Here is a 26,219-nt window from a genome sequence, read left to right as displayed (position 1 = left end):
TCGCGAGTCTCATCCGATATGAAAATTGTCATTCTCGGCGCCGGCCAGGTGGGCGGCTCTCTAGCGGAGGCCCTGGCCTCCGAGCGCAATGATATTGTCCTGGTGGACAGCGACGAGAAAACCCTGCGCGAACTGCGCGACCGCATCGATATCGGCGTGGTACTGGGCCACGCCTCTCACCCGGATATTCTGATGGAAGCCGGGATTGAGGATGCGGATATCCTGGTTGCAGTCACCAATAACGATGAGACCAATATGGCGGCCTGCCAGATTGCGCACTCTCTGTTTCGCGTCCCCACCAAAATCGCCCGGGTACGGGCCTCCTCCTACTTGCAATACCCGGAATTATTCGATACCCAGGCCATCCCTATCGATGTACTGATCAGTCCGGAGCAACTGGTTTCAGAGTATATCTCCCGCCTGATGGAACATCCCGGAGCCTTGCAGGTATTGGATTTTGCCGGTGGTCGCGTACAGCTGGTAACTGTTTTAGCCGTTCAGGGCGGGCCTCTGGTTGGGCACCAACTGCGCTATTTGCGCGAGCATATGCCCAAGGTAGATACCCGGGTTGCTGCGATTTATCGCCGCAACCGGCCAATTATTCCCCAGGGTGATACAGTGATTGAAGCCGGCGATGAGGTGTTCTTTATTGCCGCGCGAGCAGATATTCGCGCGGTAATGAGCGAACTGCGTCGATTGGAACACGGTTATAAACGAGTGGTGATCGCCGGCGGCGGCAATATTGGTTTGCGCTTGGCCACCCGGCTGGAGAATCGCTATTCGGTAAAAATTATTGAGCAGAGCCACGAGCGCTGTGTATTTTTATCCGAGGAGCTGTCCCACACCATTATCCTGCACGGCAGCGCCTCCGATCAGGAGTTGCTGCTGGAAGAGAGCATCGAAGATACCGATGTTTTTCTTGCCCTGACCAATGACGACGAGGCTAATATCATGTCGTCACTATTGGCCAAGCGTCTGGGCGCACGCAAAGTGATGACGCTGATCAATAACCGCGCTTATGTGGACCTGGTACAGGGCGGTGAAATCGATATTGCCATCTCACCGCAGCAAAATACGATCGGCAGCCTGCTCACCCATGTGCGCCGAGGAGATATGGTCAACGTCCACTCCCTGCGTCGAGGTGCAGCTGAAGCCATTGAAGTTATCGCCCACGGTGACGAGCGCACTTCCAAGGTGGTGGGGCGCAAGATCGAAGATATCGACTTACCCGAGGGCGCCTCGATTGGCGCCATAGTACGGGAAACGGAAAATGGCAGCGAAGTTTTGATGGCACACGATGATGTCATTGTGCAGAGCGATGACCACGTGATTGTCTTCCTTATCGACCGCCGCCAGACCCGCCATGTTGAACAACTGTTCCAAGTTGGTTTTGGCTTTTTCTGAGCAAATAATATTTTCGTTTTCCGGCGATAACGGTCTCCGCCGTCCAGATAACATTGCAACAAATAACGATAGGCTGATAGGCGCCAATGCGAATTGCGGTAATTGCGCGAGTTTTTGGAATTCTCTTGACGGTGTTCAGCCTGACTCTGCTGCCGCCGATTGGCGTATCCCTTTGGTATGAAGATGGTACTCACAGCGCATTTGTCGCAGCTTTCATCATCACTCTGATCACCGGCCTGTTCATGTGGCTGCCAGTGCACGATTTGCGCGAAGACCTGCGCACCCGGGACGGGTTCGTAGTGACATCTTTGTTCTGGCTGGTACTGGGCAGCTTCGGTGCCCTGCCCTTTATTATCAGCCCACAGCCTGACTTGAGTATCACCGACTCTATTTTTGAATCCATCTCAGGGCTAACAACCACCGGCGCCACGGTGATTACCGGGTTGGACTCACTGCCTCCTGCCATTCTCTACTACCGCCAGCAGTTGCAGTGGTTTGGCGGTATCGGCGTAATTGTTATCGCCCTGGCCATCCTGCCGATGCTGGGTATCGGTGGTATGCAGCTGTATAAGGCAGAAATTCCCGGCCCGGTAAAAGATACCAAATTGACTCCGCGTATTGCCGAGACAGCGCGGGCACTAATTGTTATTTATGTAATTCTTACAATCCTCTGCGGCATCGGCTATTGGTGGGCCGGCATGACGGTATTCGACGCCGTTGGCCATGCGTTTTCCACTGTGGCCAATGGAGGCTTCTCCACCCACGATGCCAGTATGGGGTTCTACGCCCACAACCGCGCGATCATGATTATTTGTATCGTGTTTATGTTTACTGCTGCCATTAACTTCGGTCTGCATTTCTTCGCATTTCGCAACAGGACCCTCAGCCACTATTGGCGCGACTCAGAATTCCGCTTCTACGTTATGCTGATTCTCGGTGCCGGCCTGTTGATCAGCTGTTACCTGTGGATATTGAATATCTTCTCCCCCGGTAACAGCCTGCTACACGGTTTCTTCCAGGTGGTCTCGATCAGCACCACTGCCGGCTTCGCCTCGGAAAATTTCTCAGCCTGGCCAGTATTCTTACCCTACGTCCTCTTGCTGTTAGGTATTCTCGGTGCCTGCGCCGGCTCAACCTCGGGGGGCATTAAGGCGGTGCGCGGTATGCTGATTATGAAGTCCGGTATGCGCGAGCTGAATCGCCTGGTACACCCCAATGCAGTTATCCCTATCAAGATCAACCGCAAAATTGTCCCCGATCGAGTTACCGACGCTGTGTGGGGCTTCTTTGCGGTCTATGTTTCATCCTTTTTTATCCTCGCCATTATCGTCATCGCCACCGGTGAGGACTTTGTCACCTCCGTTACGACAGTAGCCTCCTGCCTGAGTAATATCGGCCCCGCCCTCGGCGAAGCCGCTGCCCACTATGGCGCGGTTAATGAAGTCGCCAAATGGTTTCTTATCCTGGCGATGCTGATGGGACGCTTGGAAATATTTACCCTGCTAGTACTACTTACCCCAGCTTTTTGGCGCCACTAACGACACAAAATGTCATGGCCACGCTAACGCGTGGCAATATTTTTTAATTTCTGCCACAGTTGCTGTTTACAGGAAGTAACTAATAAAAACAGGCTGTATGAGCAGAGATACTAGTGCGCTGCTCGGTCAACTCAAAATTGATCGGGAAACAGCGCCCGAACCCAGTTCCCCATCGCGCAAAGTTATATTGGCGGCATCTGTCGGCCTAGTTACTGGCATAGTTATAGGCCTTGCCGGCGCTTCTCTATTTGCAGAAGACAGTACACCAGTGCTCCCCCAAAGTAGCGAACCTCAAGCCAAGACTCTCAGCTTGATTCCCAGGGAGGAAAAATTTCACGAGACCATTCTTAATGCTTCCGGCTATATCACACCGAGGCGCATGGCTACAGTCTCTGCTGAAGTAATGGGCCTGATCAGTAGTGTGGATGTCGAAGAGGGAATGCAGGTCGAGGAGGGACAGGTTCTGGCCCGCTTGGATGATGCCAAAGCGCGGGTCGCGCTGGATTTTGCCCAGGCACAAATTCAAGTGCTTCAAGCCAAGGAAGCGAGTATTCACGCGAAGTTAAAAGAGGCTGAACGCCAATATCGGCGTTTTGCCGGACTTCGAGACAAAAATTATTCCAGCAAAGCGCAGCTCACCCAAAGTGAATCCTCGGTAGAGGGGTTACGGGCAGACTTAAAAAGTGCCCGCGCCAATATTCAAGTCGCCATTCTTGAAGCTGAGAGGCAGCGAGAACGCCTGGCAGATCATATTATCCGCGCGCCTTTTGCCGGCGTAGTCACGACAAAAAATGCACAACCTGGCGAGATAGTTGCCCCCAGCTCTGCCGGCGGAGGTTTTACCCGCACTGGAATCTGTACCATCGTGGATATGAATTCACTCGAAATCGAAGTGGATGTGAACGAAGCCTTTATCGGCCGGGTTGCCAAGGGACAGAAAGTTAACGCCAACCTGGATGCCTACCCGAACTGGGACATTCCAGCTACCGTTATCGCTATCATTCCAACGGCCGATCGAGCCAAGGCAACTGTTCGAGTGCGAATAGCTATCGACGACAAAGATGCCCGAATCCTGCCGGATATGGGCGTTAAGGTGGGCTTCCTCGCAGGCGAGGCCGCAGCTCCTTAGCAAACACCAATAAAAACACAACAGTATTTATAAGAGGGAATTTGAGATGTCAGAGGAAGTGTTGTTTCAGCTGAAGGATGTCAGCAAAAGTTTTACCAAGGGCAAAGAGACCATTTCCATTTTTGAATCCCTGAATATGGAAATTGATCGCGGTGATTTCGTTGCCATTATGGGGCCTTCGGGCTCCGGTAAAACAACGCTGTTAAATATGTTGGGCGGCGTCGATCAACCCAGCGGTGGAGAGATATGGTTTGACAGCGAGCGCATTGACTCCCTCAATGAAGGCGCCCTAACCCGCTGGCGAGCGAGAAATATTGGTTTCATTTTCCAATTTTACAATTTAATGCCGATGCTCAATGCCCAGCGCAATGTAGAGCTGCCGCTACTGCTGACAAATCTCTCCAAATCTCAACGCCGCCACAATGTGGAAACCGCACTGGCCCTGGTAGGATTAAGTGATCGGGCAAAACATATGCCCAGTGAAATGTCCGGCGGGCAACAACAGCGTGTTGCCATCGCTCGCGCCATCGTTTCCGATCCAAAACTGATTCTGTGTGATGAGCCCACTGGTGACCTGGATCGGGCCACAGCAGATGAAATACTGGAAATGCTGCAATTGTTAAACCGCGACCACGGCAAAACCATCGTGATGGTTACCCATGATCCCGCGGCTGCAAGATACGCCAAGCGCACCCTACATCTGGATAAAGGACAATTTGTGCAGAGGGAAATAGTGGCATGAGTGATTTTTATTTGGTTTTTAAAAATATGACAAGGAAGCCCTTGCGGCTATTCCTTACCTGCTTTGCTATTTTTATCGCCTTCTTGATTTTCGGTTCGGTTACCAGCCTCAAGTCCGCATTAAATTCCAGCGTGGAATTATCCGCTGATAATCGTCTGGTGGTATTCAATAGAATTAACTTTACCCAGTCACTACCCATTGCCTATGTGCAAAAGGTTGCAGCCGTCGAGGGAGTGAAACATGTAACTCATCTCAACTGGTTTGGCGGTTATTTTCAGGAACCCAGCCGGCAGGTCGTTTCAATGGCTGTAGATCCAGAATCCTATTTAAAAGTCTATGAAGAAATTGTTATTCCCGAGGAACAAAAGCAGGCTTGGTTTAACAATAGGCAAGGGGCCTTGGTTGGGGAAAAACTCGCGCAGATTTACGGCTGGAAAGTGGGCGATAGGATTCCTTTATCCTCCAATATTTTTTCGCATAAAGATGGTGGCTACACCTGGGAATTTGTGATTTCCGGGATTTTTAAAGGGGATACGGAACAGTACGATACACGCCAATTATTGTTTCATTATAAATATTTTATGGAGACACAGACTTTCGGTGGTGACTGGATTGGCTGGATGGCACTAACAACCGATGACCCTGCCATCAATGAAAACGTCGCAAAAACTATCGATGACAATTTTGCCAACTCGCAAAATGAAACCGATACCAGTACCGAGAAAGCCTTTAATAAAGCCTTTATTGAACAAATCGGAAATATTGGCTTAATTATTTTTTCTGTGGTGTTTACTGCCTTTTTCACCATATTGGTAGTGGTTGGCAACACTATGGCACTGGCTATTCGCGAGCGCACCGGGGAGATCGCCGTATTAAAAACCTTGGGTTTTTCCAGCACTCGTATTTTCCGAATGGTGCTGTCGGAGTCCCTGTTAATTGCCTTTGTCGGCGGCCTTTCCGGCCTGGCCGCAGCCTGGCTGCTGGTCGAAGGGGTAAAAACCTTCCTTGCCCGCTTTTTGCCCAACTTGATTTTGGATGGGGATATCGCCCTGCAAGCCATTCTATTTATGTTGTTGTTGGGTCTGATTACCGGGCTGATGCCAGCCTTTCAGGCTCTGCGACTTAACATAGTAACTGCATTTAACCGACAACAATAAACTGGTGCCCCACTGAAACTACACAATGGTTTTCACTGGGGAAACCTTAAAGGAGAAGAAATTATGGGTTCTCTTATTGCACAAATTGTTTCGGTAACCCTGATGAATCTGGGCAGCCTGCGCCGGCGCCTGTGGATGTCACTGGCCATGGTATTTGCCTCGGCAGTTGTCGTCGCAATCCTGCTGGCGTTTCTCGCTATGGCCAAGGGATTTGAGGCGACCATGAGTGGGGCCGGCTCCAGCCAGATCGCAATCCTGATGCGAGAGGGGTCTGCCAGTGAAATCAACTCTGTAATCCTGCAGGACCAGGTCAACCTGATTGCGGAATCGGCCGGTGTTGCCAGGGATACGAACGGCCCGCTGGTATCACCGGAGCTCTACGTTATTGTCGATGGCCTGAAGAAATCCACCGGCACCGAAGCCAATATCCCCTTGCGCGGCCTCAATGAAACCGGCATGGCCATGCGCAATAACATGCGTATGGTGGAGGGGCGTATGTTTACTCCCGGCACTAACGAAATGATTGTTGGTGAAGGGGTATTGCGTGAATTTAATGGTTTCGAAATCGGTAAAGAAGTGCGCTTTGGCAAAAACCTGTGGACAGTTGTTGGGGTCTTTTCCACAGGGGGTAATATATTTGAGAGCGAGCTGTGGGCAGATATCAAAATTATCCAAAGTCACTACAACCGGGGTAACAGCTACCAGTCAATCCGCTTGCAATTGGAGAATGACGGCGATCTCAAGCCCATTCAGGAAACCATCAAACGCGAGCCCCGCCTAAACCTGGAAGCGCAAACCGAACAGGAGTACTTCGCCAGCCAGGGTAAACAGCTGCAATATATCGCTACTTTTGGCTGGATCATCAGCTCTGTGATGGCGCTAGGCGCACTGGCCGGAGCTCTCAACACCATGTATACCTCGGTAGCGGACCGGGCTCGTGAAATCGCCACGCTGCGCGCGTTGGGATTCAGCAACTTCTCCGCGTTCTGCGGCACTATTGCTGAGGCAATGGTTTTAGCTGTTGCCGGCGGACTTTTGGGTTCCCTGGCTGCATACCTGTTTTTCGACGGTCTCAACACCTCAACTCTGGGAGGCAGTTTTACCCAGGTGGTGTTCAGTTTTGAGATGTCCCCAGACCTGTTTGTGCAGGGCGCCGTATTGGCGCTGGTGATCGGTTTTATCAGCGGCTTCTTCCCAGCCTGGCGCGCGGCACGCATGCCGGTTGTGGTCGCTTTCCGGCACGCGACTTAAATAATTTTATGTGGGGGCTTCTATGAAGAACCCCTACTTTTTCTTGCGGTAAATTTTACTCTTGCCTTCCGGCTGTTTCCTGAAGCGCTTGTATTCCCACTGATACTGCTCTGGTGCCTGGGCAATACAGGCCTCTACACCGCGATTCATCGCCGCCAGGGAAACTTTCTGCTCATCGCTATAAATGGCCTTTTCCGCAGGAACAAATACCAGCTCAAAACCACCTTCAACGCGCTTGCCGAAACCAAACACCACATGGCAATTAGTGCGCTGTATCAAATTGTGAACCAAGGTCATCGTCAATGCGGGGCGCCCAAAGAAAGGAGCAAAATCACCGCCCATATCCGGCTCCTGATCGGGAAGTATCAGGGCAAAATTACCGACTTTGAGAGCCTTAAGTAGCGAGCGAACCCCATGTACGTTGGTGGGAACCATCTTGCCACCGGTCACTTCCCGCCCATTGCGAATAACCGGGTCCAAAGCTTCAATTTTGGGAGGCTGGTATAGCACTGTGCAGGGAGCCAGGGTGCCTACATGCAAGCCAAAAATTTCCCAATTGCCCGTATGCGGCATCAGTACAATTGTGCCGGTCCTGCCTTCTTCACTCCCGTCGAGCAAGTGCTGGTTGCGCACTCCCACAATCGCATTCTTACTTTTGGCCCAGGGGGTGTTCCATAGGGCCGCCATCTCAAAGCCGGTCATTGCAGTACTGATAACGCTCTCTCTGGCGAGCCGTTCGCGCTGCTTTGGGTCCATGGCCGGATAGCACAACTCCAGGTTTATACGGCTCAGACGCAGCCCCTCGGAGCGCGTCCACACAGCAATTTTGCCAACGAGTAAACCGAGGCGTCGCGACCAAGACAACGGCAGTTTGCCAATGATTTTCAGTGCCCCTACTGCAAGGCGCCCTTTAATATCCACTGAATTACTTCCTATCCACAAAAGCCATTTTGAGACGGCTATCTAGTTCGAGAATGAACATTGACACCTCCGAAGCGGCTATAGCGCTTTAAGCACAGGAGCCGCTACCGCTATAATTGCGTCCCTTTGCCCACAGCAGATACTGATCCGGAGATAGCGGTGTCCAAGCAATACGATCTCAGTACCTTTCAGGGACTCATTTTTGCCCTGCAGGATTATTGGGCGCGCCAAGGGTGCGTCATTCTACAGCCTCTGGATATGGAAGTGGGCGCCGGCACCTTTCATCCGGCGACCTTCCTCCGCGCCATAGGCCCGGAAAACTGGAATGCGGCCTATGTACAGCCCTGCCGCCGCCCTACCGATGGCCGCTACGGCGAGAACCCCAATCGCCTTCAGCACTACTACCAATACCAGGTAGTAATGAAACCATCCCCGGACAATATCCAGGAATTGTACCTCGATAGCCTTCGCGCCATGGGCGTAGATCCCGCTGTCCACGATATTCGCTTTGTTGAGGACAACTGGGAATCCCCAACCCTGGGCGCCTGGGGCCTCGGCTGGGAAGTTTGGCTGAATGGTATGGAAGTTACCCAGTTCACCTACTTCCAGCAGGTTGGCGGCCTCGAGTGCTACCCAGTTACCGGCGAGATCACCTACGGTCTTGAGCGTATCGCCATGTACCTGCAAGGTGTCGAGTCTATCTACGATTTAGTGTGGACCCGCAACCCGGATGGCAGCCCCGTCACCTACGGCGACGTTTTCCATCAGAACGAAGTGGAAATGTCCCACTACAACTTTGAACACGCTGATGTGGAGTTCCTGTTCGCGACCTTTGATCACTGCGAGCGCGAGAGCACACGCCTGATTGAGCTGGGCCTGCCGCTCCCCGCTTACGAGCAAGTTATGAAGGCATCCCACGCCTTCAACCTTCTGGATGCGCGCCACGCCATCTCAGTGACTGAGCGCCAGCGCTATATCCTGCGCGTACGAACCCTGGCCCGCGCCGTGGCACAGGCTTATTACGATGCGCGCCGCGCCTTAGGCTTCCCCATGGCAGATGAAGCACTGCGGGCAGATATTTTGGCGGAAGACATCGAGCAAGAGGAGAAGCAGTAATGGCTCAGGATTTTCTGGTAGAGCTGGGCACCGAAGAGCTGCCGCCCAAGGCGTTACACAAATTAATGAGCGCTTTCGCCGATGGTATTACCCAGGGCCTCAAAGGCGCCGAGTTGTCTTTTGGCGAAGTTAAAACCTACGCAGCCCCCCGTCGCCTGGCCGTAGCAGTATTCGGTTTGGCAGATAAGCAGCAAGACAAACAAATTGAAAAGCTGGGCCCGGCTGTCAAAGCCGCTTTCGATAAAGAGGGTAAGCCCAGTAAAGCCGCTGAGGGGTTCGCCCGCAGCAACGGCGTAACTGTTGAAGAGCTGGGACGCAAAGAGACCGACAAAGGCGAGCGCCTGGCCTTTATCAGCGAGCAAAAAGGCGCTGAAACCGAATCCCTGTTAGCGGGCATTGTCGAGAAGGCATTGGCGCAACTTCCAATTCCCAAGCGAATGCGCTGGGGTGCGCGCCGCGAGGAGTTCGTGCGCCCGGTGCACTGGCTCGTCATGCTGTTTGGCAACAGGGTAGTCAACGGTGAAGTACTCGGCTTAAAAGCCGGTAACACCAGCCGCGGCCACCGCTTCCACTGCAATCGCGAGCTGGAGATCCACTCCGCCCACGACTATGCACAGGTTCTGCGCGAACCCGGCTACGTAATGGCTGACTTCGCCGAGCGCCGCGAAGCCATTCGCGCCCAGGTGATCGCCGAAGCCAACAACGTCAATGGTGAAGCGGTCATCGATGACGATCTGCTCGACGAAGTGACTGCACTGGTTGAATGGCCTGTCGCCCTCACCGGCCGCTTCGAAGAGCGCTTCCTGGAAGTACCCGCTGAAGCCCTGATCTCCTCCATGAAGGAGCACCAGAAATATTTCCATGTGGTAGATGAAGATGGCCAATTGCTGCCTTTCTTTATCACCGTGTCCAATATCGAGAGCCAGGATGCCGCCCAGGTTATCCACGGCAATGAGCGCGTAATCCGTCCGCGCCTGGCAGATGCTGCCTTCTTCTTTGAGACCGACAAAAAGACCAGCCTGGAATCACGCCGCGAGAAACTGCGCCAAATCGTGTTCCAGCAGCACCTGGGTAGCGTCTACGACAAGACTGAACGGGTAGCCGCCCTGGCCCGCACCATCGCTGAGAAAACCGGAAGCAACGGCGACTGGGCCGAGCGCGCCGGCCGCCTGTGCAAGTCGGACCTGGTTACCGAGATGGTGTTCGAGTTTGCCGATATGCAGGGCATCGCCGGCTACTACTACGCCGAAAATGACGGCGAGCCGTTGGATGTGGCCAAGGCCATGTACGAGCAGTATATGCCCAAGTTTGCCGGCGACGAGCTGCCCGCCAGCGACACCGGCACTGTAATCGCCCTGGCGGATCGCCTGGATACTTTGGTCGGCATCTTCGGCATAGGCCAACCCCCCAGCGGCTCCCGCGACCCCTTCGCCCTGCGCCGCGCCAGCCTGGGGATCATCCGCATTCTCGTAGAGAAGCGCCTCGACCTGGACCTGCGCGAATTGCTGGAATTGGCCCGCGACAACTACCCGCGCACCGCCCTGGGTGAATATGACAAGGTGGTGGAGCAAACTCTGCAGTATGTACTGGAGCGCTTCCGCGCCCGTTACGAAGACCAGGGTATCGCCACCGAAGTATTTATGTCCGTTGCCGCGCGCAAGCTGTCGCGCCCGCTGGATATCGACAACCGCGTGCACGCGGTCAACGCGTTTAGCCAGCTGCCGGAGTCCGGTGCTTTGGCCGCCGCCAACAAGCGCGTTTCCAATATCCTCGCCAAGTTAGACAGTGCTGTACCCAGCAGTGTCGATGAAGCTCTGTTGCAGGAAGAGGCGGAAAAGGCTCTGTTCGCCGCAGTACAGGTTGCCCGCACAGAAGTCGAGCCTCTGTATAGCGATGCGCTCTTCGCCGAGGGCCTCGCCGGTCTGGCTGGCCTGCGTGAAACCGTAGACAGCTTCTTCGACCACGTGATGGTAATGAGTGACGACGAGCAACTGCGCAACAACCGCCTGGCCCTATTGGCCCAGCTGCGCGCACTGTTCCTCGAAGTTGCCGATATTTCCCTACTGGTTCCTGCCAAGTAATGACTTGCAGAGGCGGGGTGTTAAACCCCCGCCTCGCAAATCAGGGAGATACGAATATGGCAATTATCATTCTCGGCCGCGACGGGGTGATCAACGAAAATCCCGATAAATTCGTCAAATCCGCCGACGAATGGCAGCCCCTGCCCGGCAGTATTGAAGCGCTGGCAGCGCTCAGTCAGGCCGGCCATCAATTGGTAATAGCCACCAATCAGAGCGGCCTGGCGCTGGGCCAATTTGATCTGGATGACCTGGAAGAAATGCACGCTAAAATGCGTACTCAGGTGGAGGATGCCGGTGGCGAAATCGCCGCTATTTTCTACTGTCCCCACGGCCCTGAAGATAATTGCCGCTGCCGCAAACCCCTGGCGGGTCTGCTGGATGCCATCGAGGCTGAATTTGATACCAGCCTGCACGACTGTTATTTGGTCGGAGACAAGCTGGCAGATCTTTATCTGGCGTTGGAGAAGGGGTGTAAACCCGTTCTGGTAAAAACCGGTGCAGGTGATCAGACGTTACAGCACCTAATCGAGCAGCCCGACCCCCGCCTGGCTAATACTTCAGTATTTGTTGATCTTTCACATTTTTCTCAGTTTTTATTATCCCCCTAAACCGCTCCCTCTCTCTTTTCGCTAGATGATTCGAGCGTCCAATATTTAACCTGGCGCACTATTTTTGCGATCAGTTGTTCACCCAGGCGCCAACTTATTGAGCTGTATGGCGCATTCCTTTAAAAGCAACTAGCGGGAGGGCGAGCCCATTGTTGTATCAGCGATTCGTGCCAAGCCAGGGATGGGTGAGGCTTGAATGACGCTCTGAACATTCCTGTCGGGGAAAAGGAGTAATGCCCCAGCGACGAGCTCTTTTAAGCCTTTTGTTGCCGCCTGCACAAAACAATAAAAGGGATACTCCAATGAAAAGACAAATTCTTACTGCCCTGACAGCCGGTATGTTGTTTTCCAACAGCCTATTTGCTGAGTCAGCCACAAGTAAGTTTGCCCCCAATCCGGAAAAACCAAAAAAAGTTTATATTGTTCAATTAGACAGCGAGCCTCTGTCTTCCTATAGCGGTACCATCCCCGGTTTGTCGGCCACCAAACCATCCAACCGTGGCAAACTCGATCCCCAAAGCAGCAGCTACCGACACTATTCCAATTTCCTTCGGTCGCGGCGGGAACAAGTTCTATCCACCATTCCCAGCGCACGCACTGTTCATGAATACGACACCGCTTTTAATGGCTTCGCGGCGGTAATGAGCGAAAAGGAAGCGGCAGCTCTGCGCGGTCGCGCCGACGTTAAAGGTGTTTGGGAGGATGAATTACTAAAGCCCCATACCGACTCCACCGCAGATTTCCTCGGCATCACAGATATGCCCAGCCCATGGCTCTGGGGGATTACTGGTGAGGATATAGTGGTGGGCATTATCGACTCGGGAATCCATCCAGAGCACCAGAGTGTCGCCGATATCGCCACCCCATTACAGGGCAACCTGGGACCCAATGTCCCCTACGGCTCTATTCCCGATTCATTTACAGGCAACGGCTGTGAATTCGGCAACAGCGACCACAACCCTGGCGACGCCGCATTTACCTGTAATAACAAGCTGATTAAAGCCAAGTCTTTTTCCGATGCCTTCCTGACCAACAACGAATTGGCAGATTACGAATTCCTGTCAGCCAGGGATGCAGACGGGCACGGTACCCACACCGCGACCACTGCCGCCGGTAACTATGGCGTTATTACCCCGGATGGAAAAACCCTTACCGGAATGGCGCCACGAGCCCGCATCGCGGTGTATAAAGTCTGCTGGGATGCTCCAGATCCCGACGATAGTGGTTGCTCATCGGCCGACTCCATGGCGGCTATTGATGAAGCCGTGGCCGATGGTGTAGATGTTATTAACTTCTCGATAGGTGGCGCCAGCACCACCTTTAGTGGTGCCGATGACATCGCATTTTTATTTGCCGCCGATGCCGGCGTTTTTGTCGCCACATCTGCCGGTAACAACGGACCCGGACCCGAGACCATGGGCACTCCTTCAGGAGTACCCTGGATAACCGCAGTCGGTGCCTCAGAGGATGACCAAAGCTTCGGTTTAGCCCTACAAGTATCCTCGCCAGAATCCATTTCCGGCACTTACGAAGGGCGTGAAGGCAACGGCACAGTGAGCCTTGAAGAGGTTGGAGCAGTCTCTGCTGAGGTTGTTCTCAGCGAGCCGTTAGAAGCTTGTAGCGAAGTCACTAACAGCGAGTCTTTGGAGGGCAGTATTGCTCTGGTAAGACGTGGGGGTTGCTCCTTTACCGATAAATATAATAATGCTGCTGATGCCGGCGCCTTGGCTATTGTTGTTTACAACGATGGTACCGCGGACGATCGCATCAACCCGATCACCATGTCTGCCCCTGATACCCGTATCCCCGGAATGATGATCTCGTACTACGAGGGTGAAACTCTCGCAGCCAGTAGCGAAGTTTCTGGAGTTATCGATCCGTCTCAATTGATCCCCAGGGAAGACCGCGTCGCAAACTTTTCATCTCGCGGCCGGAACGGTGGAGCTCCGGATATTATCAAGCCGGATATCAGTGCCCCGGGGGTTGGCATTATCGCGGGAATTTCTCCGGTACAGAGTGGAGGAGAACTGTTTGGGGCTCTGAGTGGCACCTCTATGGCGAGTCCCCATGTGGCCGGTGTGATGGCGCTGCTAAAGCAGGCTAACCCGCACTGGAGCCCGGCAATGGCCAAGTCCGCATTGATGACGAGTGCGCGCAATGACCTGCGCAAGTCTTACGGACCAGCGGATGCAACACCATTTGATATTGGTGCCGGTGCCATAGTGCCCCGTGACGCCTTTAAACCGGGGCTGGTTTACGATGCGGGCTTCAATGATTATCTCGCCTTCCTATGTGGCGCTGAACTCCAGCCCGAGATGGTCGATAGCACAACCTGTGATGCGTTGACGTCCCTGGGATACTCTAGCGATTCCAGCGACCTGAACCTCGCTTCTATGGGGGTCGCCGACCTCCTCGGCAGCCAGACCATCAAACGCCGGGTTACTAGCGTCGCCCCCGGCCAGCGTTGGTATTGGGCATCCATCAACGCGCCACTCGGTATCGATGTAGATATCAACCCGAAAGTGCTACGCCTCAGGGAGGGAGAGAGTGCTGAGTTTGAGGTGACCTTCACCGCCACAGAGTCCGCCGAAATGAATACTTGGGTCTTTGGTGACCTCACCTGGCAATCCGTAGGCTCCCAGATCAGTGTGCGCAGCCCAATTGCTATTCGGCCTGTTCCTCTAGTTGCACCACAGCAATTAACTGGCAGCGGCACCGATGGCAACCTCGAACTTAATGTGGGCTTCGGCTACAACGGTGATTTCCAGGTGAATGTCACTGGCCTGGCGGAGGGTGAGGCCACTACAACCACTGTTGAAGATGGCGATGTTCAAGTAATTTTCTTTGATATACCTGAGGGAACAGAGCTTGCGCATATCGCTATGTATGATGCCGATGTGGGCGACGGTAGCGGAAGTGACGACCTGGACCTGGAAGTTTATGGCCCAGCGCCAAACTATCCCGAAGTCGGTACCAGCGGCAGCGCCACTTCCGCAGAGTCAGTTTCCCTGGCTAACCCCTCTCCCGGCCAATATGCAGCTGTTGTTGTCGATTATGCGACATCCGCCGGCCCCACCAATTTCAGCTTATTCAATTTTAATCTGAACGGGGACAATGGAAATACCGCAGTGGATGCGCCGGCTCAAGCACAGATTGGCGGAACTGGGGTAGTTTCTTTGGAGTGGATGAACATTACTCCCAATACCCGCCATCTTGGTATTTTGACTCATGGTGACGGAGAAAAAGATTTTTCCGAAACCCAGGTCATGATTAATACTCAATAGGCCTCACACGCTGATAATTGATGGTAGGAAGTGAAAGTCAAAACCGGCCGGAGTTTGGCCGGTTTTTTATTCGCAATTGAGTGCATTCTGCTGATGAATAAAAGCGCTCGCTATGTCTGGGGATAATCGACCCAAGTGCCAAAAAGTTTTTGTCTTTCGATTGATATTCACAGCAGCAGAAATCCTACACTCCAGTAGTATCATCAACCCGGAAAATTTTTCCTATGTTAAAAAATAAGCTTCGGTAAAAAAGAATGAGTAAGTTCAGTTGATATACAGTTAAAACAACAATTACTTTTTACTGCGCTAAATATAAATCTCCCAAATTAAATATTAACAATTGTCTGCAAGTAATTAGTAACTATATTTTTAGTGAAAACGCTTTCGATATTCACTAGGCAAAATACCCTTGTGCTTTTTAAAGGCTCTTCTCAATTGTTCTTGGGATTGAAACCCACAGAGTTTTGCCACTTTATCCTGTGACTGATTTTGTTCGGAAAATAATTGGCAAGCTCGTTCCACTCTTATTTGCTCTAGAAAACGAGCAGGCGTTACACCAAGCTCTCGCACAAAGCTTCGGGCAAAATTCCGTGGGCTCATAGCCGCTTCCTGAGCCAGCCTCTCCACCGTTATAGGTTTCTTAATATTCTGGTACATCCATTCAATCAAAGTTGCAAAACGATCGCTGTTTATCTGATTTTCCAGTCGCACACTAAATTGCTGCTGCCCCCCATCTCTCTTTAAGTAGAGAACAAGAATTCGAGCCAGGTTGAGTGCCAAGCCCCTCCCATGGTCCTCCTCGATCATCGATAGAGCCAAATCAATTCCAGCAGTAATTCCGGCCGACGTATAAACATTACCGTCTCGGACAAAGATGGCATCCGGATCCACTTCTACCTGGGAGAATCCCTGCAACTCAGGAACATCCGCCCAATGCGTTGTAGCACGCCGTCCATTGAGAATGCCTGCGTTGGCGAGCATCAAGGCCCCACTACAGATTGAACCAATACGAGCAACCTTTTTCTGCTGCTCAGCCAGCCACTCCAGAACAGAACTATTGGCACATGCGCGCTGACAGGAGTCCGGTGGCATGCCGCTCACCAACAGGGTGTGAATCCCCTCGGCTTCATGAAACGGGAGGTCTATAAAAACCTTAACCCCTGTCGAAGTCGTAACCGGACCAGACTCAAGTCCCACCAACTGAATATCATAGAAATCCTGGTTGGAACGCCCTTGTTTGCGCAACTGGTCATTTGCCAAGGCAAAAACCTCTAGGGGACCTGTGATATCCAGGCTGGTAGCACCCGGGCAGACCACCATGGCGACTTTCCTAGCTCCATTTTGTGTTTGTTGGTGCTTATTCATCTCGGCAGTTTTCCACAACGGCTGGGGATAAGAATGACTTACAGGCGCCAGATTCTGCCAGTTATAGCCAGCTTAGACACCCTGTTACCCCAAATTGATAGTCATTTTCTCCGGTACTGACGTATAAACTTTGACGGATATGAGTAACCCTCGGGTGACTATTAGTTCTCAAAGCTCCGAACGAGCCATACATCAGCTTGCAGGCTTGACCTTCACTTAGCTGTCCGCACAATTGGCCCCTAATTTGTACACATCAACGGAGATCCCCTTTTGGTGGAGTTAATACTGAATCGAGGCGCAGAGCGCCGACTCAAGCGTGGCCACCTATGGATTTACAGCAATGAGGTGGACACTAAGCGCTCTCCATTAAAGGGAATTGATGCGGGTAGTCAGTGCCAAGTTCACGATAGCCAGGGCAAGCTGCTCGGCACAGCCTTTGTAAATCCGAGCCAACTTATTTGTGGACGAATAGTCAGTCGCAATTCTGACTTTTCCACAGATACTGTTTGTGAGCGCATACAAACTGCATTTGAACAGCGCCAACGGTACTTTTCCCACCCCAGCTACCGGATGGTATACGGTGACTCTGACTGGCTTCCGGGCTTGGTAGTGGATAGGTTTGGGGATTATTTAGTAGTCCAGGTCAGCAATTGGGGAATGGAGCGCTACCAACAAACGATTGTGGATAAGTTGGTGGAGATGGTTAACCCCAAAGGCATCCTGCTGCGCAATGATCATCAGGGGCGCGCAGTTGAAGATATGCCGCTGGTACACACCGTAGCCTTTGGAGATGTACCCGAGATGGTCCCGTTCGAGGAGAACGGCGTTCCACTTTTGGCCCCGGTACACCAGGGACAGAAAACCGGTTGGTTTTACGATCACCGGGAAAACCGCAGGCTCTTGAATCGCTGGGTCAACGGCAAAAGAGTCTTAGATCTGTTTTCCTACGCGGGCGGTTGGGGTATTCAGGCACTGGCCAATGGTGCCGCAGAAGTAGTGTGCGTAGACGCCTCACAACAGGCCTTGGACTGGTGTTTACTCAATGCGGATCACAATGGATTCGCCGACAAGCTCAAAACCATCCAGGGTAAAGCACTGGATGTCCTCAAAGGGTTGGTTGCAGAGGGGGAGAGGTTTGATGCGATTGTGCTCGACCCACCCGCTTTTATTAAGCGGAGGAAAGATCATAAAGCCGGCTTGGCGGCCTATCGCCATATCAATGAACTCGCAATGCGTTTGTTGGCGAAGGATGGGCTGTTAGTAAGCGCTTCCTGCTCTATGCATCTGCAATCCGATGAGCTTCTCGACTGTATCCGTGGCGCCGCTCACCGCTTGGGGCGCCCAGCCTCAATTCTGGCCAGTGGTGGTCAAGGGGCCGATCACCCTGTGCATCCAGCAATTCCGGAAACCAACTACCTAAAAGCTCATTTTGTACATCTAGGGGGAAACACCAATAAGTAGGTGCTCATGAACCCCACAATGCCCCGGTAATGACCGGGGCATTGTTCTCAGGTCGATGAGCCTACTTCAGGTCAAAAGACATACTTCATGCCTAAAGTGGCAGTGCGGGGCCGATTTGCACGGGCGCCATCTGGGCTGCGGCTAATAATAACCTGCTCATCCAACAGATTATCCACTTTCAGGTAACCGGTCAGGTCAGCCATGAAATCATAATGCGCAGCAGCATCTACAACCCAAAGTGACTCGGTATAATCAAATTGGTCGGTGTCTCCCCGGTTGCATTGGGTATTAACACACATCTCGTCCTGATAGGCTGCAGTCAGGTTCAAACGCCAAGCAGCGCCGCTATCCAGACCCGCAGATATCGCAAAGACATTTTCTGGGAGGTATTCGAGGTTGTCGCCGGCAAGCAGGTCATTACCGTCACTATCTTCACTGATTTCTGCATCAGTAAAGGTATAGGTTGCCCGCACCGGTAGTATCCAACCGTTTGTGAGCACCCACTCACTTCCAAGCGTAGCTTCCAGCCCTTTGATTTCTGCTTCACCCAACTGATAGGTACCACTCTCGGCACCATTGGGACATTTCACCGCCACCGAGCAGTTTTGCACAGCATTTTCATAGTCACTGTAGAAGGCGATCAATTCAGCATTCAGGCTTCCGTTATCGAAGCGAGCACCCCATTCATAGTTTGTGGATAACTCCGGCCCCTGGCCATCGGCTGCACCTGCGCCGGGAGGGGCGAAGCCACGGTGCACACCTGCCAGCAGGCTCCACTGTTCGCTTGCCTGGTAAACAAGTCCCAAACCTGGCAGCCATTCATCCACCTGATTGGTGCGATAATTGCCCTTCTCGGTACGCTCGGCGTCGTTATAACGCTGCTGCTCGGTCTCTATATCCTCGTAGCGAAGAACAGCAGTGAGAGTCAGCTTATCGTTCAGCTGGATATCGTCGTAGATAAAGAACGAAGTTGCATCCGCTTCTTCAACACGGTTATTGCTGCTTTCTTCAGCGGTATCGGGAATATCTGTGCTCAGATACACCAATTTGCCATCAACCTGCTCATAGTTTTCCACAGGCTGGAATCTATCCACTTCGTCTTGATGCTGGCGCACTCCAAAGGACAGCTCATGACTAACAGAAGCAGTATTAAAGCGCCAATCGGCACTTATCTGCAGGCCCTTAGCCTCGTACTCACGATTGTTGTGCTTAACACCGAAGGTGTAATCTTCAGTGCCATCCAAAACCGCTTGAGGGTCTAAAACTCCATCAACACTGCCGCCGGTATTAACAGCATCTATCAAGTCACCCTCGCTGACCTTAAACCAGTCGCGTTTAAACTTGTTGTAGTAAGCCTGGGTATGCAGGGTAAAACTGTCACTCAGTTCGATACTGTGGTTCAGCTGGATAGTGCTGTGGCGATTCTGCATTTCATCCAGGGCGCTGATACCGTATCGACGGTTCGGATCTTTCTTAAAGTCGGCATCCGTTAGGCCCAGATAACTCATGCCAGACTCCTCTTCGGAGTACTGAAGCTTGATATCCAACTGCTGGCGATAAGTTGCGTCTCTATCGGAACTGATACGACCCTTTAACAGATAGTCTTCTTTAGCAATATCTGCGCTGCCGGCACTATCGATTTCTCTGAATCCATCTGCATACTGCTGCTGTGTTTCCAACAGCCAGCCAGTATTTTCTGTACTGGCGCCATAATGAGCATGCATACGGCTCTCACCGAATTCTCCGGCCTCTAGTTGCACCATACCTTCACTGGCAGTGGGGATAGGTGTGCTCAGCATATTGACTGCACCACCCACGGTGAATGGGCCATATTGCAGAGATCCGGGGCCTTTCAACACCTCAATTGCATTCATACGGCCCGCACTAGGGAAATAATAAGCTTCTGGTGCAGAGTAAGGAGCCGGAGCCACTAACACTCCATCTTCCATCAAGGAAATTTTGGCGGAGCGTCCCCCTTGGGCACCGCGAATCCCGATATTCGGACGCAATCCGTAGCCATCTTCTTCAAGAATGTAGACCCCAGGAACTGAGCGCATCATGCGATTTATATCTACAAACTCGAACTCGGCTAACTCATCAGCATCAACCAAGTGTGCAGAGCCAGGCAATTTGGAAATAGATGAGGAGTCGCCGATTACTGTTATGCTCTCCAACTGTTGCTCGGCTAAGGTCGGCGCAGCAATAGTAGTGGCTATCGTAAAGGCCAGGGGTGTAAATGGAATGTGCTTCATGAACCCTCCAAGGATTATTAGTAACCTTGAGTCATTGTTTTTATAAATACGAATGATTGTATTTTAACATTCCCATTACACTTTATTTACACTCTTATTTTTGTTGTTTAGCGCCACGAACTTCATTGGAGTGCCTGCAACTTTAAGGTTTTCTTATAAGCAGATGTTTTCTAGGATCTACTCTTCGATCTGACTAGCATTGGGCTCACGTATCCGCTTCGGGTGTGCCCATGATTAGAAAGGCAAAACTCAAAGAGCTGGACAGGTTGGAGCAACTTTGGCTACATGCATCAGCGAACTCCCACCCCTCCATACCCCGCCAGTTTTGGGTGGACCGTATAGCTCAATTTCGTAAAGACTGCCGTGATGCCACTCAATGCCTGGTTTATACCGATCGCAACAATGCTGTCGCGGAAGCCTTTATCACGCTGCTTTGTGACGGTACCGTCACCCACCTCTGTGTCAGTCCTTTATTTAGCGGTTGTGGAATCGGCACTAACCTCATTTCTTCAATTCGTGACCGGCGTTACCCACTAAAGGCTGAAGTACTTCGTGAGAATCTTCGCACTCGATACTTTCTACAAAAGCATGGTTTTGTAGAGGTGGAGCGCAGCTATAACGTGGAGTATGGCCAGCATTCAATCTCCATGCAGTGCCCCAGGGCATCTGCAAGATAAAATTTGAAGCATTATGCCCATTGAATAGACTTTCCCTTATAACTGAAGCTTATTGAATCACTTCTTTTTATTGTTTCTACGCGACTCTTGAACCGGGTAGCATGCCTCCCATCATAATTTTCCTGAGCGCTGAATTTTTATGGGACGCAACGCTTCCAGCCAAACTTTACAGCCTATTCCAGAACGCACCTTTCATCACGATGCGGATCTGGGGTCCATGAACCTTCGTTTCGCTGGCGCCAAGCCAAGCGAAATTATGCAGTTCACCATGGAACACGCTCAGAACCCGGTGGTTTTTACTAATTTCCGCCCATTGGCAATAGCCTTTCTTCACTTGGTTACCCGCGCTAAACCGGATATCCCGGTAATTTGGGTGGACCACGGCTATAACACCCCGGAAACCTATCGCCATATCGAAAACGTGGTCAAATCTCTCGATTTGAACCTGCGCACCTACTCACCGAAGATGTCCGCGGCCCACTACAACGCCGTTTACGGGGGAATCCCGCAGCTGGATACCCCTGAGCATGACTTCTTCTCCAGGACCGTTAAATTGGAGCCGTTTAACCGCGCTATGCAGGAATTGCAGCCGGATGTATGGCTAAACGGTATCCGCCACGACCAGAACTCGCACCGCAAAAACCTGGATATTTTCACCCAGGGCAACCACGGAACTATTCGAGTGGCACCGATGTTCCACCTGAAGGAAATCGATGTGGAAGAGTATGTTTACGAGAATGATCTTCCCGATAACGATATTTATTTTGATCCAACTAAAGGTGAGGAGCACCGGGAGTGCGGATTGCTGTTGGAAAAATAGAATGGACTACTCGGCGAGGACTAGCGTACTTCGCCTATCTCTTTAACAAGGCCCTCTATCCCAGCCGTTTATAAAGTAAATGCTTTTTACGTATTTACCGAATAATACAATCTATTACAAATAGGCGAGTCTCGACTCGCTGTATTTTTTTCAAAAAGGAGACTCTTCTATTTACTTCCGCGTAAATCCAGAAGAGTCCTTAAATTACTTATCATGCGATAGGCTAGGCGACTGCCCCTTTTGCAAGATGACCTCCTTTTTCCATGTAAATTTTCAGGTCCTTCAGCATTTGCTCAAATTGAGAGCCAGTCATCTTCTTCACCACAGGACTCAACACGCCTCCTAAAGTATTTAACTCCATATTTGCAGTGAAATTCACTGTTGTGCCTCCACCAACAGAGGGGCTTAATTTAAATTGGGATAAACTCTTTTTAACGGGGAATCCCGGTGGCGTATTTTTGGTTTCAACCGAGACATCCAGTTCATAGTTTTTCTCATCAAACCTTGTAATAGTTTCATCTGCGACAAGACCCGACGGTCCCTTATTTGTCAGCACACAAACCCGGCCTTCTACACTCGCATTTTCAACAGGTTTTCCTTCCTTAGCAAAGGAGTGAGGGATTAAAGTCATCCACTCAGAGGCTGTGTCAAAATCAACGGCAAGGACCTTCCAAACCTCATCAATTGGGCGGTCGATTGCGATTTCTCGGTTTACTTGGGCTTCTTTCATCTCTGATCTCCTGGGTTTCTCTACGGGAGTGCTATTGACGGGAGACAGATTAACTGGACACTATATGCAACGGAATACAGCAAAATAGGACAGTGTGTTGCATAAAGAGTCCATAGATTGGGGAGATATCCAGTTCTTTATCGCGGTAGCCAGGAGTAAGAGTGCTCGCAGCGTTGCTGACGACTTTAAAGTCAGCCATTCCACAGTTTCTCGCCGTATTGATGCCCTGGAGGAAAAGCTTCAGGCCAAGCTGTTTTATCGCAGCTCCAAAGGCTATCAGCTGACGGAGGATGGCAAAGCGATGCTCGACTATGCCCAATCGGCAGAGCAGTATCTAAATGCCGCGCAAAAGCATTTACAGGGAGGGAGTAACCAGCTCTCCGGGGAAGTTCGCATCACGATGCCGGATGTAGTCGCATCGCACTTAATTTTCCCCTACCTAAATGACTTCTCACGTGCGTATCCAGAGATCAACGTACAGCTACTGGTTACTAGCCACGTTCTCGATTTGGAAAGTCACCAAGCCGACATAGCACTTCGTATTCTCCCCAAAGGCGGCGTAAATGTTTCGGATCGACTTGTTGCTCGCAAGCTCGCCGACCTACCCAGTTGCTGTTACGGTTCTCCAAGGTATATCGAGGAATCTGTACCTGACGATGGTCACTGGCTCGGCTGGAGTGGCGATGACGCCATATTGAATTGGGCCAAAGACACACCCTATCCACAGATGCCTTATCAGCACCAGATTAATCACGGCTTGATACAGCTAGAGGCAGTTAAGAGTGGACTGGGGCTGGCTAGGCTGCCCTGCTTTCTTGCAGATGGTGCTGAAGGAGTCATTCGGGTCCCTGGGGCAGCTCCATCCCGCCTGCATGAACTGTGGCTAGTCTCCAATCCAGAGCACCGCAATGTTATGCGTTTTAAGGTTTTTAGGGAGTTTATCGTGGAGTTGTTTAGTCGTCTTGTAGACAAGCTTGATGGAAAGCAGGGTTATATTAATACCAAGAACTGATCCGAAGATCACTAGATCTACATAAAGACGGTTCATCTAAAGGGGCGGGTTATAATCTTCTCTTGTTTACGGCTGCCGGCTTGTTTAACCTGGCGTAAATAGATTGGATTTTTTTGATGCTTACTTTTGTAGATCTTTTTTGCGGCGGGGGCTTTGGTGCGCGTGGTGCAGTCAGTGCAGAAGCAACTCCTCTTCTTGCTGTGGATGCCTGGGATCTCGCGACAGAGACCTATCAACATAACTTTCCCGAAGCGGAGGTTCTTACCGAGCGTATTGAGAATGTGGTTCCGAGAAAATATGCCAAGAAGTATCAGCCAGATGTACTGCTCACCTCTCCTGAATGCACGTCCCATTCCATCGCCCGTGGTGCCCGCCCCGGCTGTGAACAGAGCAAAGAAACTGCCCTGGGAATAATTCCGTGGATGCGGGCCCTTAAGCCCCGTTGGGTAATCGTGGAGAACGTACCACAGATGAAGAAGTGGGATGGCCTGGAAAATCTCATCCGGGACATCCGTGGGCAAAAATATGAAGTCAGCCCACTGGAGTTGAATGCTGCTGACTTTGGAGCTCCGCAGGCCAGAAAGCGTATGTTTCTTGTGTGTGACAGGATGGGCACAAGAATAACCGAAGAGGATCTTTTCAAACTTCATAGACGCCGTAGAAAAACGGCTGCATCAATTATTGACCGTTCAGGGCAGTACAAATCCAAGCCTCTATACAGCCCGAATAGAGCAAAGGCAACTATCGAGCGGGCCGAACGCGCTATTGCCGAACTGGGAAGAAACAAAGACTTTCTTATTGTCTATTACGGTTCCGACTATGCCGGTGGCTGGCAAAGGCTTGAAGACCCTTTGCGTACGGTAACGACACTAGACCGCTTCGGCTTGGTCACATGGGAGAAAGGTGAGCCTCAGCTTAGAATGCTCCAACCACCGGAACTGCTTAAAGCAATGTGCGGCAATAGCAAACACAAACTGCCTGTGGGTAATCGCCGCGATAAAGTCAAACTTTGTGGTAATGGAGTCTGTTCACCTGTTACAGAAATTATCTTCAAGAAGCTTAATGAGCTTGCGCTGCTCGAGCTTAACGTTGCATGACGGAAATTATCAGTACAGAGCTTTCCAGCCAGGATCTCTTCGTTGATGCGGTTTACGGAGGGTCGAGAAAGGGCAACTACTCTGATGACCCGCTTCCAGCACTGCTAAGTGTTGATAACGGAGCGGGATTCCGGTGTCTCGGGAGCCCGAGAACGGAAGTCGACACTCTTAAGTTGCTGGTGCTTCAGACTGATTTCTCGAATCTTGACTGGCCGGATGAGCTGGATATTGAGAACGGCTTGTTCACTTACTATGGTGACAAGCGCGGGCCTGGCGATCTGCATGATACGAAACGTGACGGAAACAAAATCTTTCGCAGTATTTTTGAGTACTGCCACGGCAAGCCCTCACCCATCACGGCATTCCCCCCAATCCTTCTCTTTGGGAAAACAGGTACATACCGCGATACCAAGTTTCTAGGGTTGGCTGTCCCGGGTGCCAAGAGCATGAGTTCTGACGAGGATCTCACTGCGATTTGGAGAACATCAACTGAAGGTATCCGGTTTCAGAACTATCGGGCGACGTTCACAATACTAAATGTGCCTGTCGTTTCGAGAAGCTGGATACGGGATGCGCAAAACGGCTTGGCCCTAACTTCCCCTCATGCTCCGAAGCCATGGCTCGACTGGATAAATAAGCGTGAATACGATCGGCTGGTCGCAGAAAGAACAGTCGGTATCCGGTCTACGAAAGAGCAAACGAATCTTTCCACCGACGAACAATCAGTTATTTCATCCATCTACAATCGCTTTAAGGATTCTCCAACCGGGTTTGAGTCCCTTGCCGCTGATTTGGTCGGTATCGCGATGCCAAATGCTCACAATATTGAGATAACCAGACCTTGGCGGGATGGGGGTAAGGACGCAACGGGGAAGTACCGTATCTGTCGGGGAGCTAGTGGAATTGATGTTGATTTCGCAATGGAGGCGAAATGCTATGCAATCAACAATGGCGTTGGAGTAAAAGAGATTTCACGTTTGATTTCCCGGTTGCGCCATCGTCAGTTTGGGGTGTTAGTAACCACTTCCTATCTTGCAAGCCAAGCCTACAAGGAGCTTAAAAGTGATGAACATCCAGTTGTTATTTTGAGTGCTATTGATATTGCCAAGCTTCTGCTTAAGAAACTGGGCCACCCTTTGGATGTTCAGAGGTGGTTGGAGAAAAATTACTGATTCAGGAGAGCTTCAACACGCTTCACGCAGGCTGGTAAATCCTCTTTTATCTCATGCTCCCAGATCCTGAGAACCCGCCACCCTGACTCTTGTAGTTCTTTTGTGACCCTCTTATCCCTCTCACAGTTTTTATTGATTTTATCAACCCAAAACTCAGTGCGAGTTTTTGGCGTTACAAAATGTTTTGGGCATTTGTGCCAAAAACAGCCGTCAACAAATATAGCTAGTCTTTGACCGATGAAACACATATCAGGCTTTCCTGGTAGCGTACTTTTTACCCGGTACCTATAACCCTTTATCCAAATAGCTTTCCTAAGTAGCAGTTCTGGCCCTGTATCTGTTCCACGTATCCGCGACATACAACGTCGTCGCTGTTTCGTGCTTAATACATCAGCCACTCCG

The 26,219-nt window shown here is 51.4% G+C and carries 21 protein-coding genes; 16 read left to right on the top strand and 5 right to left on the bottom strand.

Annotated elements, in window-relative coordinates:
* Nucleotides 1–18 precede the first annotated feature (18 nt).
* From trkA to ACJJI8_RS06220, 6 genes are all read left to right on the top strand, one after another.
* A complete protein-coding gene (gene trkA, locus ACJJI8_RS06245; RefSeq protein WP_282930545.1) occupies nt 19–1,404 on the top strand; it encodes a Trk system potassium transporter TrkA in 1,386 nt (461 codons plus the stop codon).
* An 86-nt stretch (nt 1,405–1,490) separates the two neighbouring features.
* Nucleotides 1,491–2,942 (top strand): TrkH family potassium uptake protein, encoded by a 1,452-nt coding sequence (locus ACJJI8_RS06240; protein ID WP_444892443.1) that lies wholly within the window; start codon nt 1,491–1,493, stop codon nt 2,940–2,942.
* A gap of 97 nt (nt 2,943–3,039) precedes the next feature.
* Nucleotides 3,040–4,071 carry an efflux RND transporter periplasmic adaptor subunit gene (locus tag ACJJI8_RS06235; protein ID WP_108731210.1) on the top strand — a complete coding sequence of 344 codons (1,032 nt, stop codon included), beginning with the start codon at nt 3,040–3,042 and terminating at the stop codon, nt 4,069–4,071.
* A 46-nt stretch (nt 4,072–4,117) separates the two neighbouring features.
* On the top strand, nt 4,118–4,813 hold the full coding sequence (locus ACJJI8_RS06230; RefSeq protein ID WP_282930547.1) for an ABC transporter ATP-binding protein: 696 nt from the start codon (nt 4,118–4,120) through the stop codon (nt 4,811–4,813).
* On the top strand, nt 4,810–5,970 hold the full coding sequence (locus ACJJI8_RS06225; RefSeq protein ID WP_444915105.1) for an ABC transporter permease: 1,161 nt from the start codon (nt 4,810–4,812) through the stop codon (nt 5,968–5,970). The genes ACJJI8_RS06230 and ACJJI8_RS06225 overlap by 4 nt, the downstream gene beginning before the upstream one ends.
* 63 nt (nt 5,971–6,033) lie before the next feature.
* Nucleotides 6,034–7,221: an ABC transporter permease gene (locus ACJJI8_RS06220; RefSeq protein ID WP_444895587.1), complete on the top strand. Its 1,188-nt coding sequence runs from the start codon at nt 6,034–6,036 to the stop codon at nt 7,219–7,221.
* Between the two features lie 33 nt (nt 7,222–7,254).
* Here the strand turns inward: ACJJI8_RS06220 and ACJJI8_RS06215 are convergent, their stop codons facing one another.
* Nucleotides 7,255–8,142 carry a lysophospholipid acyltransferase family protein gene (locus ACJJI8_RS06215; protein ID WP_444934547.1) on the bottom strand — a complete coding sequence of 296 codons (888 nt, stop codon included), beginning with the start codon at nt 8,140–8,142 and terminating at the stop codon, nt 7,255–7,257.
* Between the two features lie 159 nt (nt 8,143–8,301).
* On the opposite strand from ACJJI8_RS06215, the gene glyQ reads away from it, so the two are divergent.
* The 4 genes from glyQ (at nt 8,302) to ACJJI8_RS06195 (ending at nt 15,231) form a co-directional block, all read left to right on the top strand.
* The gene (gene glyQ / locus ACJJI8_RS06210; protein WP_282930551.1) at nt 8,302–9,258 is read left to right on the top strand and encodes a glycine--tRNA ligase subunit alpha; all 957 of its coding nucleotides are present in this window, start codon (nt 8,302–8,304) and stop codon (nt 9,256–9,258) included.
* Entirely contained in the window at nt 9,258–11,339 is a 2,082-nt protein-coding gene (gene glyS / locus ACJJI8_RS06205; protein WP_444934546.1) for a glycine--tRNA ligase subunit beta, read from the top strand. Before glyQ ends, glyS begins: the two co-directional genes overlap by 1 nt.
* A 56-nt stretch (nt 11,340–11,395) precedes the next feature.
* A complete protein-coding gene (gene gmhB, locus ACJJI8_RS06200; RefSeq protein WP_444934545.1) occupies nt 11,396–11,947 on the top strand; it encodes a D-glycero-beta-D-manno-heptose 1,7-bisphosphate 7-phosphatase in 552 nt (183 codons plus the stop codon).
* Nucleotides 11,948–12,249: 302 nt separating this feature from the next.
* On the top strand, nt 12,250–15,231 hold the full coding sequence (locus ACJJI8_RS06195; RefSeq protein ID WP_444934544.1) for a S8 family serine peptidase: 2,982 nt from the start codon (nt 12,250–12,252) through the stop codon (nt 15,229–15,231).
* Between the two features lie 369 nt (nt 15,232–15,600).
* On the opposite strand, the gene ACJJI8_RS06190 is transcribed toward ACJJI8_RS06195, so the two are convergent.
* Nucleotides 15,601–16,596, bottom strand: coding sequence for a GlxA family transcriptional regulator (locus ACJJI8_RS06190; protein ID WP_444926325.1), 996 nt, complete (start codon nt 16,594–16,596; stop codon nt 15,601–15,603).
* 273 nt (nt 16,597–16,869) lie between these two features.
* On the opposite strand from ACJJI8_RS06190, the gene ACJJI8_RS06185 reads away from it, so the two are divergent.
* The gene (locus ACJJI8_RS06185; RefSeq protein WP_444934543.1) at nt 16,870–18,057 is read left to right on the top strand and encodes a class I SAM-dependent rRNA methyltransferase; all 1,188 of its coding nucleotides are present in this window, start codon (nt 16,870–16,872) and stop codon (nt 18,055–18,057) included.
* Between the two features lie 71 nt (nt 18,058–18,128).
* Here ACJJI8_RS06185 and ACJJI8_RS06180 read toward each other — a convergent pair whose 3' ends face one another.
* The gene (locus ACJJI8_RS06180; protein WP_444934542.1) at nt 18,129–20,309 is read right to left on the bottom strand and encodes a TonB-dependent receptor family protein; all 2,181 of its coding nucleotides are present in this window, start codon (nt 20,307–20,309) and stop codon (nt 18,129–18,131) included.
* 230 nt (nt 20,310–20,539) lie between these two features.
* Here ACJJI8_RS06180 and ACJJI8_RS06175 point away from each other — a divergent pair, with 230 nt between their 5' ends.
* Entirely contained in the window at nt 20,540–20,986 is a 447-nt protein-coding gene (locus ACJJI8_RS06175) for a GNAT family N-acetyltransferase (protein ID WP_444934541.1), read from the top strand.
* Between the two features lie 139 nt (nt 20,987–21,125).
* Nucleotides 21,126–21,806 carry a phosphoadenosine phosphosulfate reductase domain-containing protein gene (locus tag ACJJI8_RS06170; RefSeq protein WP_282930558.1) on the top strand — a complete coding sequence of 227 codons (681 nt, stop codon included), beginning with the start codon at nt 21,126–21,128 and terminating at the stop codon, nt 21,804–21,806.
* A 223-nt stretch (nt 21,807–22,029) separates the two neighbouring features.
* Here the strand turns inward: ACJJI8_RS06170 and ACJJI8_RS06165 are convergent, their stop codons facing one another.
* Nucleotides 22,030–22,536 (bottom strand): SRPBCC family protein, encoded by a 507-nt coding sequence (locus ACJJI8_RS06165; protein WP_444934540.1) that lies wholly within the window; start codon nt 22,534–22,536, stop codon nt 22,030–22,032.
* Nucleotides 22,537–22,633: 97 nt separating this feature from the next.
* Between ACJJI8_RS06165 and ACJJI8_RS06160 the strand changes: the two genes are divergently transcribed.
* The 3 genes from ACJJI8_RS06160 to ACJJI8_RS06150 all read left to right on the top strand — a co-directional run bounded on the left by ACJJI8_RS06160 (nt 22,634) and on the right by ACJJI8_RS06150 (nt 25,817).
* The gene (locus tag ACJJI8_RS06160) at nt 22,634–23,548 is read left to right on the top strand and encodes a LysR family transcriptional regulator (RefSeq protein ID WP_444934539.1); all 915 of its coding nucleotides are present in this window, start codon (nt 22,634–22,636) and stop codon (nt 23,546–23,548) included.
* 116 nt (nt 23,549–23,664) lie between these two features.
* A complete protein-coding gene (locus tag ACJJI8_RS06155) occupies nt 23,665–24,645 on the top strand; it encodes a DNA cytosine methyltransferase (RefSeq protein ID WP_444934538.1) in 981 nt (326 codons plus the stop codon).
* On the top strand, nt 24,642–25,817 hold the full coding sequence (locus ACJJI8_RS06150) for a restriction endonuclease (protein WP_444934537.1): 1,176 nt from the start codon (nt 24,642–24,644) through the stop codon (nt 25,815–25,817). The genes ACJJI8_RS06155 and ACJJI8_RS06150 overlap by 4 nt, the downstream gene beginning before the upstream one ends.
* Here the strand turns inward: ACJJI8_RS06150 and ACJJI8_RS06145 are convergent.
* Nucleotides 25,811–26,215, bottom strand: a complete 405-nt coding sequence (locus tag ACJJI8_RS06145) for a very short patch repair endonuclease (RefSeq protein WP_444934536.1) — start codon at nt 26,213–26,215, stop codon at nt 25,811–25,813. The two genes, ACJJI8_RS06150 and ACJJI8_RS06145, sit on opposite strands and share 7 nt — an antisense overlap.
* Between the last annotated feature and the right edge of the window lie 4 nt (nt 26,216–26,219).

Source organism: Microbulbifer maximicatervae (SeqCode) (genome assembly GCF_052467695.1).
Note: the sequence above shows the minus strand (reverse complement) of the source record. Positions and strands in the feature narration are given on the sequence as shown.